This window comes from Cellulomonas sp. P5_C5 (assembly GCF_054049655.1).
In genome coordinates, this window is the sequence record NZ_JBFULY010000049.1 from 1 (window position 1) to 13,726 (window position 13,726).

The window sequence follows — 13,726 nt, forward strand, 5'->3', positions numbered from 1 at the left end:
TGCCGTCGGCGAGGAGCTTGTTGCGCAGCCGGTAGCCCTGCGTCGTGTCGACCGCGCGGCCCACGACGTCGACGTCGACCGCGCCACCCACCGGCTTCTTGTCCAGGCTCAGGCGGGCCTGGACCTCGGTGTCGGTCGAGCGCACGGCGGCCAGCCCGGCGTACAGGTTCCAGCCGGCCTGGCGGACCGTCATGGACGCGCTCCCGCCGGCAACGGCGTAGTCGGTGGCGACGCCGCCGACCGTGCTCCAGGCGCCACCGGTGGTGGCGGTGCCCCATCCGCCGGTCACCGTGCGACCGAAGCTGTCGACGGCGACCGGTGCGAGTGCCGGGGTGGCGGCCGGTGACTGCGCGCTGGGAACCGAGACCGCCGCGGTCGCGGGGGCGGCGAAGCCGACCAGCGAGAGGGCGATCGCGCCGACGCCGAGGGCGACGGCGCCCCGACGAGTGGGCGAGAAGAAGGCGCGAGGGCGCACGGAAGTCACAGCTGTCTCCTTGGGGGTGGGGGCGGAGCTGCCTGCCGCCCCGAGGTCCGGGCCGGCGGCATCACCGCGCGCTCATTGCTGGAATGTCAGGAGATGAGCGCGCGGAACACGGTTCTCCGGGCTGTTCTGCCGGGAGCACGTGCAATTGCTGACCTGCAGGAATGTCGGGAGATCCGCAATCGTGCAGGTGTGATCGAGGCAGGTCGCGCAGCGCAGAAGGCGCGACCGGGTCCGCCAGGCAGAGGTGCCGGGCCAGGGCCTACCCAGCACTGCTGGGCGGTGGTGAGGTCAGCTGCCCTTGCGGACGGAGGCCACGATGCCGTCGACGTAGAAGTTCGCCGAGGTGCTGAGCACCGTGGTGGGGGGCGAGATGATCGCGCAGTTGCTCACCTTGGTGGTGCGGCCGAAGGTGTTGTTGGTGATCTTCACGCCCTGGAAGGGGCCCTTGCCCTTCTCGGCGAGGTTCACGGTGCACCCGCCGCCGTCGGCCCAGTTSCGGTCCACSGTSACGTTSGAGACCAGGCCCTGGTCCTGGGTGAACTGGATCCCGGTGTTGAACGCGCCGGAGATGGAGTTGCCGACGATCGTGATCCCGGAGCCCTTCTGGATCTGGATCGAGTCGTCGTGGCTCGGGGTGTTGCTCTGGGCCGGGTCGACCTCGTAGTGCAGGTTGTCGTGCARCCAGGAGCCCTGGATCGTCACGTTGTTGCCGTAGATGTGCGCGGCGTCGATGACGTCGTGGATGTTGACGCGGGTGGCGGTGAAGTTCCAGCCGCGGATGCCGTCGATCCAGCCGCTGGGGGAGGCGGCGAACAGCTCGCTGTCCTGGATSGTGACGCTCGCGGTGTCCGACGTGCTGGACAGCAGCGCGCGCTGCACGTTCGTGGCCGTGCCGCGGATGATCGAGTTCTTGATCGTCACGTTGGGCGCCGTGACCTTGACGAAGCCGTRGATGTCGAGGCCSTCGACGACCTGGCCGGGCGTGGAGAGGACCAGGTCACCGTCATGACGCGTGAGCACCGTCCCTGCCGGGACTCCGGTGTTCCCGGGCCCGGGCTCCTCCGTGCCGATCTCGGGCACGGGCGGGGGCGTCGGCGTCGGCGTCGGGGTGGGTGTCGGCGTCGGGGTCGGTGTCGGGGKGGGAGCGGGGGTCGGCGTGGGCGTCGGGGTCGGCGTCGGGGAGACCGGGCGACCGGCTCCCGTCGGGCGCGCCGAGACGCCGCTGATCCGGGCGGCGATCGGGGCGTTGGTGATGCCCGAGGCGGTGTAGGTGTTCACGCCGATGCCGCCGGGGACCTGCAGGGCGGCGGTGCTGTCGGTGGCSGTGAGCAGCCAGRCGGTGGGCTCGGTGGTGCCGACGGCCCAGACCTTGGCCTGCAGCGTGGCCGGGGTGCCCGTGACCTGSAGSCGGACCTGCACCTTGGCGCCGGCGGTGAAGCGSAGSCCGGTCAGGTTSGYSGWGGAGAGGGTSGTCGTGGTCTTGCCGACGACCTTGACCAGGGAGCTGCGSACGSTGCCGTCGGCGAGGAGCTTGTTGCGCAGCCGGTAGCCCTGCGTCGTGTCGACCGCGCGGCCCACGACGTCGACGTCGACCGCGCCGCCGACGGGGCGCTTGTCGAGACTCACGCGGGCCCGGACCTCGGTGTCGGTGGAGCGCACCTTCGCCAGCCCGGCGTAGAGGTTCCAGCCGGGCTTGCGGACCTTCATGGTCGCGACACCGACGGAGACGGCGTAGTCGCTCGCGGCGCCGCCGACCGTGGTCCAGGCGCCGCCGGTCGTGGCGGTGCCCCATCCGCCGGTGACCTTGCGACCGAAGCTGTCGACGGCGAAGGACGCGGAGGTGGCGCCGGCCGCGACGGACGTCGTCGCGGGCAGCGAGGCGGCTGCGGCGGTGGACGTCGTGAAGCCGACGAGGGACAGGGCGATCGCACCGACGCCGAGGGCGACAGTGCCCCGCCGGACGAGCGAGAAAGCGCGGGGGCGCGCAGAATTCACAACGATCTCCTAGGGGGCTGTGGAGCGACCTAGCCACCTGTTAGTTCGGCGGCTGGTGCCATCACCATGAGCCATAACGCCTAGAGCGTTGTAATTGCGCAAACTGGACTAAAGACCCAGTGGGCGGATTGGGCGATTTGGTCCGCTATGCCCGAACGACAAAAAGCGCAAACGCCTGACCTGCAGGAATGTCGTGAAATCCGCCGACATCCGGGCCCTTATCAGTGCAGATCGGCCACCGCAGCACGAATCGATGTGACGAACGACACAGCCGAATCTCCCCAGTTGTTGCGGGAAACCTGCAACTGCGCCGAGCCGCTCGGGGCGAGATGTCCGGAGAATGCGTCGACGAGCAGCCGGCCCAGCTCGCCGACGGGGTCGGGTCCGGTCGGGTCGAAGTAGGTGCAGGCGTCACCACCGGCCTCCGGGATCGCCGTGGCGGACGACGCGACGACCGTCGTGCCCGCCGCGAGCGCCTCCAGCACCGGGATTCCCCACCCCTCACCGAGACTCGGGAAGACGAAGACGGTCGCCTCCCGGTACAGCGCCCACAGCTCGTCCTGCGGGACCCCGACCAGGTGGATCGCGCGCGGTTCGGCCGCGAGCGCGGCGAGCACGTCCGGGTCCTCGTGGTCGTCGGCGCCGACCACGACCAGGCGGGCGTCCGGGTCCGGCACGCGCCGGAACGCGGCGAGCGTGGTGCGCAGGTTCTTGCGCGGCTCGAGGCGGCCCACCATGAGCGCGAACCGTGTGCCGGCCGGCACCCGCTGGGGGAGCGGACCGGGCTCGAGCGCCGCCGCGGCGTCGACCCCGTTGCGGATGACCGAGATGCGCTCGGCCGGCCGGCCGTAGGCCCGCGAGATCTCCCGGCGGCTGTACTCGGACACCGTCGCGACGGCTCCCGCGCGGCGGACGGACCAGCCGACGAGCAGCTTGTTGCGCCAGCGGGTCTTCCACCCGAAGAACTCCGGGTGCGTCTCGAAGAGGACGTCATGCACCACCACGAGCTGGCGGCGGGCGTCGCGCGGCGGGCTGAAGTACTGCGTGACCAGCAGGTCGAGGTGGTCCCGACGGATCGCGGCGGGCCAGAATCGCAGGTTGCGGCCCAGCGGTCCGCCGGCGGGGAGCACGCGGTGCTCGAACGGCACCCCGGGTCCGAGCAGCCCGGCGACGTGGTCCGCGTCCGCGGAGTACACGACGAAGGTGACGTCGGGGGCGAGCAGGGGCGCGCGCCGCAGGATCTCCAGGATCCAGGTGCGCGAGCCCTGGTACTTGCCGTMGAGGACGTGCGCGTCGATCCCGACCCGTGTCATGCACTCGCCTTCCGCAGCAGTGACCGGACGGCGAACCACGCGCCGGAGAACGAGCCGCGCACGGCTGCCGAGACCGGCTGCCACGGTCGCAGCAGCTGCCGGCGGCCGCCGCGCATCAGCACGGACCAGGCGTAGGCGGGCTGGCTGACCAGCCATCGTCCGACGTCGCGGCGACCGAGGTGGCGGGCGGCGAACAGCAGGCGGTTGCGGCAGTTGTAGTAGTAGTAGGTCGACGACTTCGCCCGGCTGCCCGCGGTCGGCTCCTGGGTCCCGCCGACGTCGTGCAGCACCTCGAGGTCCTGGCGCACCAGCAGCGCGCCGCCGGCACGGGTGCAGCGGTAGGAGAGGTCGACGTCCTCCCAGTAGAGGAAGTACGCGTCGTCGAACCCACCGAGCCGCTGCCACCACGCGGTGTCCGCGGCGAGGCACGCGCCGCTGAGCCACCCGTCGGTCTGCGCCGTCGGGGGCAGGTCGACGTTCCGGGTGCGGCCGGCGTGCAGGTCGATCCGGCCGCCGGTGAACCAGGGCCGGCCGTCCGGCCGCAGGACGCGGGGGGAGACGAGGGTGCGCGGCGTGGCCGCCGTCTGCTCCGCGAGCTCGTCGAGCACCCGGGCGTCGGCCAGCGCGTCCGGGTTGACGACGACCACAGACGTGCAGCCGAGCGCCGTGGCCCGGGCGACCCCGCTGTTCACGGCGGTCCCGAAGCCGGCGTTCGTCGCGTTCTCGATCAGCTCCCAGCCGTGCTCCACGCTCACCGAGCGCACGGCTTCGCGCGCGCTCGACCCTCGGAAGTTGTCGACGACGACGACGGTGGACGGCGTCCGCATCGCGGTGCGATCGAGGCCGGCGAGGTTGGCGCGAAGCAACGAGGCGGAGCCGAAGCTCACGACGACGATCCCGAGCACGGGGGAGACGTTATCTTGTCGGGCACCGTCGGCCGGCCGGCGCCGGGGTGAAGAGGGAGGTGAGAGCAGTGTCCACAGCACGCACCGCGTCGTCGCGCGTCCGCCTGTACGAGACGGTGCGCACCGCTCACCTCGAACGGGCGCGCGAGCTGGCGCCCGCCTCGATCGTCTACCGCCGGCGCCGGTACGACTTCGATCCCGCGGTCGCGGCCGGTCTGGACCTCATCGAGGCCGGTCCCCTCGCCGCCGCCGTCGTGCTCGCCCGGTCCGACGTGCGCGAGCTCGAGATCAACGAGCCGCTGATGGTGTCGAGCCTGCGGCGGACGGCCGTGGCGCTGGCCGCCGTGACGGTGGCGGGGTGGGTGCGTCGGCGGCGGACCGTCGTCGTCACCTACGCGATCGCCAACGACGACCCCTTCCGCCCGCCGCGTCGGCCCGGCGTGCGCGGGGCGCTGCGGCGCCGGCTCGACGCCGCGCTCATCCGGCTCGTCGCCGGCCGGGTCGACMGCATCGCCTACGGGACGGACGCGTCGCGCGACCTGTACGCCCGGCTGGTGCCCTCCCTGCGCGCGGCGGCGACGTCGATCGCCGCGCTGCCGACCGCGTGCGCGTGCGGACCCGCGCAGGACGGCGCGGCCGGGTCGGTGCTGTTCGTCGGTGCGTTCGAGCCGCGCAAGGGGGTCCTCGAGCTGCTCGACGCGTGGCCGGACGTCGTGCGGCAGCGACCGCACGCGCGGCTGACCCTGGTGGGGAAGGGGCCTCAGCAGGCGACCGTCGAGGAGCTCGCCGCCGGGCGCTCGGACGTCACGGTGGTCGTCGACCCGCCCCGGGACCGGGTGCACGAGCTGCAGCGGGAGCACGCCGTCGCGGTCCTGCTCTCCCGGCGCACGCCGACGTGGCGCGAGCAGGTGGGCCTGCCGGTCGTCGAGGGTCTCGCGCACGGGTGCGCGGTGCTGACCACCACGGAGACGGGTCTGGCGACGTGGCTGACCGAGCACGGCCACGGGGTGGTCGACCCCGACGCGTCCTCGGCCGAGGTGGCCGCACAGGTCGTCGCGCTGATCGACGCCGGCCGGTCCGCGTCCTCGGTGCTGGCCGACCTGCCCCCGCGCGACGGCCGGCTCGAGGCCGACTCCTGGTTGTTCGGGCCGTCACCCGTGTGAGCCACCGCACAGACCTCAGCCGGGTGAAATCGGGTCATGGCGGATGAATCGGACAATACGTACGTAATACGTTCATCTCCTGTCCAACAGCCGGGGGAGGTTCGAGCTATGACGTTGACAGTCGGGCACGGTGCCGAGAACACCGACGAAGGCGTCGAACGCCGCCGCCCCGCACTGCACCCGCGCCGGTCGTGGGCGTCGCCCGAACCCTTCGTCCGGCGCTCGACGCCGTACAACTCGACCTCCGTGCTGGCCGTCCCGTGGCGCAACGCCGCCGGCGGTTACCAGCACCTGACGGTCGCCATCGACGTCGTCTCCTCCTTCGCCGCGGTCACGCTCGCCGCGGCCCTCGGCACCGGCTCGGTCGGCACCGCGATCACGCTCGGCGCAGTCTCCACTCTCGTCTTCACCGCCGTGGTCGCGCTGCTGCGCGGGTACGAGCGGCACAACCTCGGCGACGGTCCCGACGAGTTCCAGGCGGTCCTGCGGGCCTCGGTCGTCGTCGCCGCCGCGCTCATGGCGCTGGCGTACCTCACTCCGGTCGACGTGCCGCGCAGCGCGGTGCTGGTCGGGGTCCCCCTGCTCGCCGGGACGGCGTTCCTCGGTCGCTACGCCCACCGCCGCGTGCTGCACCGCTCGCGCACCCAGGGCCAGGCGATGATGCGGACCATCGTCGTCGGGGACACCGCGTCCGTGTCGGGCGTGGCCCACGACCTCGGCGTCGCGTCGCACCACGGGTACCTCGTCATCGGGGCGTGCCTGTCGGACGTCGTCCCCGAGAACCTCCTCGAGGTCCCGGTGCCCACCCTCGGCTCGCTCGCCGACGTGCCGCAGGTGGTCGTCGACTACGCCGTGTCCGTGGTGGTCGTCGCCGGCAACGCCCTGAGCGGCGACGCCCTGCGTCGGCTGTCCTGGGCGCTGCGGCGTGCGGGCGCCGAGCTCGTGGTCGCCCCCGGCCTGGTCGAGGTCGTGCAGGAGCGGGTGTCGATGCACCCGACCGCGGGGCTGTCCCTCATGCGACTCGAGATCGAGGCGCCGCGGCGCCGGATGCTGGCCAAGGCCGCGATGGACCGCTCGCTCGGGGCCCTCGCCCTGCTGCTCGCCTCGCCGGTGATCCTCGCCGGAGCGCTCGCCGTCCGGCTGACGTCGCCCGGCAAGGCGTTCTACACCCAGACCCGCGTCGGGGTGGACGGTCGCGAGTTCACCATCTGGAAGCTGCGCAGCATGTACGTCGACGCCGACCGGCGCCGCGCGGAGCTGCTCGAGCACAGCGACCGTGACGGCCTGATGTTCAAGATGACCGCGGACCCGCGGATCACCCCGGTCGGACGCGTCCTGCGCCGGTTCTCCGTCGACGAGCTCCCGCAGCTGTTCAACGTCGTGCTCGGTGACATGTCCCTCGTCGGGCCCCGGCCGCCGCTGCGCGAGGAGGTGCGCGGCTACCACGACGCCGTGCACCAGCGCCTGCGCGTCAAGCCCGGCATCACCGGCCTCTGGCAGGTCTCGGGCAGGGCGGACCTGAGCTGGGAGGAGTCGGTCCGGCTCGACCTGCGGTACGTCGACAACTGGTCCGTCACGATGGACCTGATGATCATGTGGAAGACCTTGCGCGCGGTCGTCTCGGGGGCCGGCGCGTACTGACCCGCGGCACACGGAGCCGGCTCTGCCGGTCGACCCCGGACGGCGGTACCGCCCCGGAGCCTGACAGGGTAGACATCGAGGCTCAAGATGAGCAGTGGGAGGAATCGGTCGATGGTTGCCACCAGCGCCCGGGCGTTGCGCATCGCGCTCGTCGGGACGCGCGGGGTCCCGGCTCGCTACGGCGGGTTCGAGACGTGCGTGGAAGAGGTCGGAGCCCGGCTCGTCGACCGCGGTCATGACGTCCTGGTCTACTGCCGCAGCACGGACGGTGCCGACGCCCCCACCTCCTACCGGGGGATGCGGCTCGTGCACCTGCCGGCGGTCCGCCGCCGTTCGCTGGAGACCCTCAGCCACACCGCCCTGTCCGTCGCGCACCAGGTCCGCTACCCGGCCGACGCCGCCATCGTGTTCAACGCCGCGAACGCGGCCCTGCTGCCCGTCCTGCGCGCGCGCCGGATCCCGGTCGCGACGCACGTCGACGGCCTCGAGTGGAAGCGCGCGAAGTGGGGCGGCGCCGGGCGCCGGTACTACCGCACGGCGGAGTCGCTGGCCGTGCGCTGGTCCGACGCCCTGATCGCCGACGCGGCGGGCATCGCCGACTACTACACGGCAGAGTTCGGCGCGCCCACCGAGCAGATCGCCTACGGCGCACCCCTGCTCGACGCGGTGGGCAGCGCCAAGCTGGCCGACCTGGGTCTGGAGCCGCGCGGCTACCACCTCGTCGTCGCGCGGTTCGAGCCGGAGAACCACGTCGAGCTCATCGTCGAGGGCTACCGCCGTTCCGGTGCGACGCTGCCGCTGGTCGTCGTCGGCTCCGCGCCGTACGCCGACGAGTACACGGCACGCGTCGAGGCTGCGGCCGACGACCGGGTCCGGCTGCTCGGCGGCGTCTGGGACCAGGACCTGCTGGACCAGCTGTACGCGAACTGCCTGCTGTACGTGCACGGGCACAGCGTCGGGGGCACCAACCCGTCGCTGCTGCGGGCGATCGGCGCGAGCGCCCCGACCGCCGCCTTCGACGTGTCCTTCAACCGTGAGGTGCTGGGCCCGGCGGGACGCTGGTTCACGACGGCCGACGACGTCGCCGCGGCCGTCGAGGACGCCGAGCGGGACCCCGCCGGGACGGTGCTCCGCGGTGCCGAGCTGCGCTCCCGCGCCACCGACTACGACTGGGACACGGTGGCGGACGCGTACGAGGACCTGTGCCGTCGGCTCGCCGCCCGCGCGTTCGCCGGGGTCCGGCGACCGTCGGGCCGGCGTCGCGGTCCGGTCGAGGATGTGCCCGTACGACGGGTCGAGCAGCAGGCCGCCCGCGGGGAGGCGACGACGTGACCGAGGTGACCGACGTGTCCCAAGCCCAGCCCGATCCCCGGACCGTCGCGGCCTCCGAGTCGTACGCGCAGACGCTCGCGCGGCTGGGCGGCGTGCAGAAGGGCGCCCGGGGCGCGCCCGCGTACTCGCGGTTCGTGAACCGCCGGGCCGGTCGGCTCCTCGCGGCGGCGTGCTACCGCGCGGGGCTCACCCCGAACGCCGTCACCGCGATCAGTGCCGTGTGGACGTTCAGCGCGATCGCGGTGCTGGCGATCCTCCCGCCGTCCTGGTGGGTCGGGCTGCTCGTCGCGTTCCTCCTGCTCGTCGGCTACGCCTTCGACTCCGCGGACGGGCAGGTCGCCCGGCTGCGTGGCGGGGGCACCATCGCCGGCGAGTGGCTGGACCACCTCATCGACTCCATCAAGGTCGCCAGCCTGCACCTCGCGGTGCTCGTGGGCCTCTACCGGTTCGACGCGGTGCCGGACGTGTGGCTGCTGGTCCCGCTGGTGTACTCGGCGGTGTGGTCGGTGCTGTTCTTCGCGATGATCCTCAACGACCAGCTGCGCCGTCAGGCGGGGGTGACCATGCGCGCCACCGCCGGTGAGCGCGCGCCCGTGCTGCGCTCCCTGATCGTCGCGCCCACCGACTACGGCGTGCTCTGCCTGGCGTTCGTGCTCTACGGCGCGACGACCGTGTTCATGGGTGTCTACACCGCCCTGTGCCTGGCCACCGCGGGGTACCTCGCGCTGGCCGTGCGCTCGTGGTTCCGAGAGATGACGGGTCTGCGGCGTCCGCCGAGCCAGGCGCGTGGAGGAGAAGCGTGACCCTGGATCGAACCGAGGACCAGCAGCCCGGCCGGCCCMGTTGGCTCGTCCCTGTCGCGATCGGCGCGGGCGTGCTCGTGGTCGCGGCAGTGGTGTGGGCGGCGGTGGCCTCCGGTGCGTCCGACGACGACGCCGCCCCGACGGCCACCGCGAGCAGCAGCCGGACCGCGACCGCGTCCGCGACGCCGGAGCCGAGCGCGTCGGCGACCACCCCGGAGGCTGCGCCGAGCACGGAGCCCGCCCCGCCGCCGGCGCCGAGCACCKACCCGGAGGCGCCGTTCGTGCCGGGCACCGAGCCGGCCGTCGACATGACGTCGCCGGCTGACTTCGGCACCGGCATGACGGCACGCGTGGCCGGGCTGGAGTCGGTGGACGGTGTGGCGGAAGGCCCCGGCGAGGTGGCCGGACCGTCCGTCCGCGTGACCGTGGTCCTGACCAACGGCACGGGCGCGGACGTGTCGCTCGACACCACCGTGGTCAACCTGTACGCCGGGGCCCAGCTCACCCCGGGTGAACCTCTCAGCGGCCCGGGAGTCAGCGTGTTCTCGGGGACGGTGGCACCGGGTGCCGAGGCGACGGGCGTCTACGTGTTCCGCGTGCCCGCCGACCTGCGGGACCACCTCCAGATCACGGTCAGCTATGACCCGACGTCGACGACCGTGCTGTTCGAGGGCCCCGGCCCGGCGGTCTGAACGCGTGACCATTTCACCCGGTCTGTCCGGTTTAGGGATAGTTCGGTCCTCGTAGGATCGGCGTGGGTCGGCCCCCCGCCCGCCCCCTACCGATAGCTACGAGGATGTGTCATGTCGGTGTACCTCTCTGACGTCCGGCGGTTCGTCGCCGCGGCTACGGCCGTGCTCGTGGCCGCGGCCCTCCTCCTCGTCGTCCCCGGCGTCCAGACCGCGCACGCGGACACCGCACCCGCCGCGGGGACACCCCCGACGGTGAGCGCCGACGGTCTGCCCACCACGCAGATCAACGGCGTCGTGTGGCAGCAGGCGCTGGTCGGGGACACCGTCTACGCGGGTGGCGAGTTCAGCAACGCCCGCCCCGCCGGGGCCGCAGCAGGGGTGAACACGGTGCCGCGCTCGAACCTCCTCGCGTTCGACGTGCGCACCGGCGTGCTCAACCCCTCGTGGGCTCCCAACCCGAACGCGCAGGTGCGCGCCGTCGTGAAGTCGCCCGACGGCAGGCGCGTCTACGTCGGGGGGAACTTCACCAGCATCTCCGGGCAGGCCCGGTACCGGATCGCCGCGTTCGACACCGCGACCGGCGCCCTGGTCACCGCGTTCAACGCCGGCACCAACTCGCAGGTCCGGGCGATCGCGGCGACCAACACCACCGTCTACGTCGGCGGGATCTTCACGCAGGCCGGCAGCTCCTCGCGCACCCGTCTGGCGGCGTTCAACGCGGCGAACGGCGCGCTCCTGCCGTGGAACCCGACGGTCGACGACGGGTCCGTCAGCGCGCTGACCGTCTCCCCGGACGGGACCAGCGTGGTCATCGGCGGCAACTTCCTGTCGTTCAACGGCAGCGTCGACGCCCCCGACGGTCTCGCGCGCGTCGACGCCGTCACCGGCGCCGCCCTCCCGTTCCCGGCGACCTCGCGGATCCGCAACGGCGGCTCGGCGGGCTCGATCCTCGGGCTCTCGGGCGACGCGGACAACATGTACGGCGTCGGCTACACGTTCGGTCGCAGCGGCGGCACCCTCGAGGGCGTCTTCGCCGCCGACTGGGACACCGGCGAGCTGACCTGGGTCGCGGACTGCCACGGTGACACCTACGCGGTCTGGCCGCAGGGCGACGTCATCTACGCGGCGAGCCACCACCACTTCTGCGGCAACATCCGGGCCAACCCGCAGCTCGACGAGTGGGAGTTCTACCGGGCCGGCGCGTTCACCAAGGTCGCGACGCAGCTCGAGGGCCGCGAGCACCTCGGCTACACCAACTTCGAGGGCCTGCCCGCCCCGACCAAGCTCAACTGGTACCCCGACCTGGACACCGGCACGTTCACCGGCCAGAACCAGGGTCCGTGGGCCGTCACCGGCGACGACCGCTACATCGTCATGGGCGGCGAGTTCCTCAACGTCAACTTCAGGCGGCAGCAGGGCCTCGTCCGGTTCGCGGTGCGGGACATCGCCCCCAACGACCAGGGCCCGCGGTTCAGCGCCGCCGACTTCACGCCGAACCTGCGACCCATCGGCACCGGAGCGGTGCGGATCTCCTGGCCGGCCAACGCGGACTTCGACAACGAGCTCCTGCGGTACAGCGTGATCCGCAACGGCGCCGTCGTCTGGACGGGCGACAAGCCGTCGCAGATCTGGGACCGGCCGACGCAGGGCTGGACCGACACGGGCCTGACCGTCGGAGCGTCGTACAACTACCAGGTCCGGGTCGCGGACCCGTTCGGCAACACCGTGACCAGCCCGACCGTGGCGGTCACCGCCGACGGCACCGGACCGGTGAGCACCTACGCCCAGACCGTGATGGCCGACGGCGCGGCGCACTACTGGCGCCTCGGTGACGGTGGGACGACGGGCGCGATCGACACGGCCGGGGTCGACGACGCCATCACGGGGACCACGCTCACGCGCGGCGCGGCCGGGGCGATCACCGGCGACACCACCACGGCGTTCACGTTCGCGGGCAACAGCAACAGCCGCGTGATCGGCAACACCCGCGAGCAGAACCGGAACACGGTCTCGGTCGAGGCCTGGGTCCGGACCACGTCGAACCAGGGCGGGTGGATCGTCGGGTTCGGCAACAGCGCCAGCCTGACCGGGACCAGCGGCAACCGCGACCGGCAGCTGTACATGGAGAGCGGCGGGCGCGTGCAGTTCGGGGTCAGCCCCGGACAGAACCGCACGGTGCGGTCGGCGGCGTCCTACAACAACGGGCAGTGGCACCACGTCGTCGGCACCCTGGGCGCCACGGGCATGAACCTCTACGTCGACGGTGTGCTCGTCGGCTCCCGGACGGACACCACCACGGGCCGCAACATGACGGGCTTCTGGCGCATCGGTGGCGACAGCCTGAGCGGCTGGCCCAACCAGCCGTCGTCCAACAACCTGTCGGGCAGCATCGACGAGGTCGCCATCTACCCGAGCGAGCTCACGGCCGGGACGGTGGCCGCGCACAACACGCTCGGGCGCACCGGGGCGGCCCCGAACCAGCCGCCGGTCGCGGCGTTCACCAGCCCGACGAACGGCCTGGCGGTGGACGTCGAGGGATCCGGCTCGACGGACCCGGACGGCACGATCGCGTCCTACGCGTGGTCCTACGGCGACGGCGCGACGGCGACCGGGGTCGACCCGACGGCGCACACCTACTCGACGGCCGGCACCTACACGGTGACGCTGACGGTCACGGACGACGACGGTGCCACCGGTGTCGCCACCCGTGAGGTGACGGTCGCTCCGCCTGCACCGAACCAGCCGCCGGTCGCCGCGTTCACGGCCACCCCGACGGGGCTGTCGGTCACGGTGGACGGATCCGGCTCGAGCGATCCCGACGGGACGGTCGCGTCGCACGCCTGGACCTTCGGGGACGGCGGGACGGCGACCGGACCGACACCCCCGGCGCACGCGTACGCGACGGCGGGCACGTACACGGTGACGCTGACGGTCACGGACGACGACGGTGCGCCGACGTCTCTCGCCAAGGACGTCACGGTCACGGCACCGCCCGCGAACGCGCCGTTCGCCGTCGACACCTTCAACCGGACGACGGCGAACGGCTGGGCCTCCGCCGAGACCGGTGGCGCGTGGTCGGTGTCCGGGGGAGCGGCGAACTTCTCCGTGGCCCCGAACGTCGGCACGATGCGGGTGACGGGTGCCGGGTTCCGGTTGTCGTCGTTCCTGCCGGTGTCCTCGACGTCGACGGACTTCTCGACGCAGGTCTCGATGAACGTGATGCCGACGGGTTCGGGGACGGACCTGGAGCTGGTGGGTCGTTCGGTGGGGACCACCGACGGGTACCGGTTGCGGCTGAAGATGCTGTCCACGGGTGTGGTGCGGGCGTCGATCGTCGGGATCTCCGGCGGGGTGACCACGACGGTCGGCCAGGTGAACGTGCCGGGCCTGACGTACAC

General features: G+C 72.5%; 9 protein-coding genes and 1 pseudogene. 6 read left to right on the top strand and 4 right to left on the bottom strand.

What is annotated here, in order from left to right; all coding sequences use genetic code 11:
- From ACXJKF_RS21880 to ACXJKF_RS21895, 4 genes and pseudogenes are all read right to left on the bottom strand, one after another.
- Nucleotides 1-484: pseudogene (locus ACXJKF_RS21880) on the bottom strand (hypothetical protein); the annotation flags it as partial.
- Between the two features lie 288 nt (nucleotides 485-772).
- A complete protein-coding gene (locus ACXJKF_RS21885; RefSeq protein ID WP_456789852.1) occupies nucleotides 773-2,479 on the bottom strand; it encodes a right-handed parallel beta-helix repeat-containing protein in 1,707 nt (568 codons plus the stop codon).
- A 221-nt stretch (nucleotides 2,480-2,700) separates the two neighbouring features.
- The gene (locus tag ACXJKF_RS21890) at nucleotides 2,701-3,792 is read right to left on the bottom strand and encodes a glycosyltransferase family 4 protein (protein ID WP_456789853.1); all 1,092 of its coding nucleotides are present in this window, start codon (nucleotides 3,790-3,792) and stop codon (nucleotides 2,701-2,703) included.
- Nucleotides 3,789-4,697 carry a glycosyltransferase family 2 protein gene (locus ACXJKF_RS21895; protein WP_456789854.1) on the bottom strand — a complete coding sequence of 303 codons (909 nt, stop codon included), beginning with the start codon at nucleotides 4,695-4,697 and terminating at the stop codon, nucleotides 3,789-3,791. The genes ACXJKF_RS21890 and ACXJKF_RS21895 overlap by 4 nt, the downstream gene beginning before the upstream one ends.
- 68 nt (nucleotides 4,698-4,765) lie before the next feature.
- Here ACXJKF_RS21895 and ACXJKF_RS21900 point away from each other — a divergent pair, with 68 nt between their 5' ends.
- From ACXJKF_RS21900 to ACXJKF_RS21925, 6 genes are all read left to right on the top strand, one after another.
- Nucleotides 4,766-5,860 (top strand): glycosyltransferase family 4 protein, encoded by a 1,095-nt coding sequence (locus ACXJKF_RS21900; RefSeq protein WP_456789855.1) that lies wholly within the window; start codon nucleotides 4,766-4,768, stop codon nucleotides 5,858-5,860.
- 108 nt (nucleotides 5,861-5,968) lie between these two features.
- Nucleotides 5,969-7,501: a sugar transferase gene (locus ACXJKF_RS21905; protein ID WP_456789856.1), complete on the top strand. Its 1,533-nt coding sequence runs from the start codon at nucleotides 5,969-5,971 to the stop codon at nucleotides 7,499-7,501.
- A 111-nt stretch (nucleotides 7,502-7,612) separates the two neighbouring features.
- A complete protein-coding gene (locus ACXJKF_RS21910; RefSeq protein WP_456789857.1) occupies nucleotides 7,613-8,833 on the top strand; it encodes a DUF1972 domain-containing protein in 1,221 nt (406 codons plus the stop codon).
- A 5-nt stretch (nucleotides 8,834-8,838) separates the two neighbouring features.
- Nucleotides 8,839-9,636 carry a CDP-alcohol phosphatidyltransferase family protein gene (locus tag ACXJKF_RS21915; RefSeq protein WP_456789860.1) on the top strand — a complete coding sequence of 266 codons (798 nt, stop codon included), beginning with the start codon at nucleotides 8,839-8,841 and terminating at the stop codon, nucleotides 9,634-9,636.
- A complete protein-coding gene (locus ACXJKF_RS21920; protein ID WP_456789858.1) occupies nucleotides 9,633-10,328 on the top strand; it encodes a hypothetical protein in 696 nt (231 codons plus the stop codon). Before ACXJKF_RS21915 ends, ACXJKF_RS21920 begins: the two co-directional genes overlap by 4 nt.
- A gap of 111 nt (nucleotides 10,329-10,439) precedes the next feature.
- On the top strand, nucleotides 10,440-13,726 hold a 3,287-nt coding region (locus ACXJKF_RS21925), incomplete at its 3' end, for a PKD domain-containing protein (protein WP_456789859.1).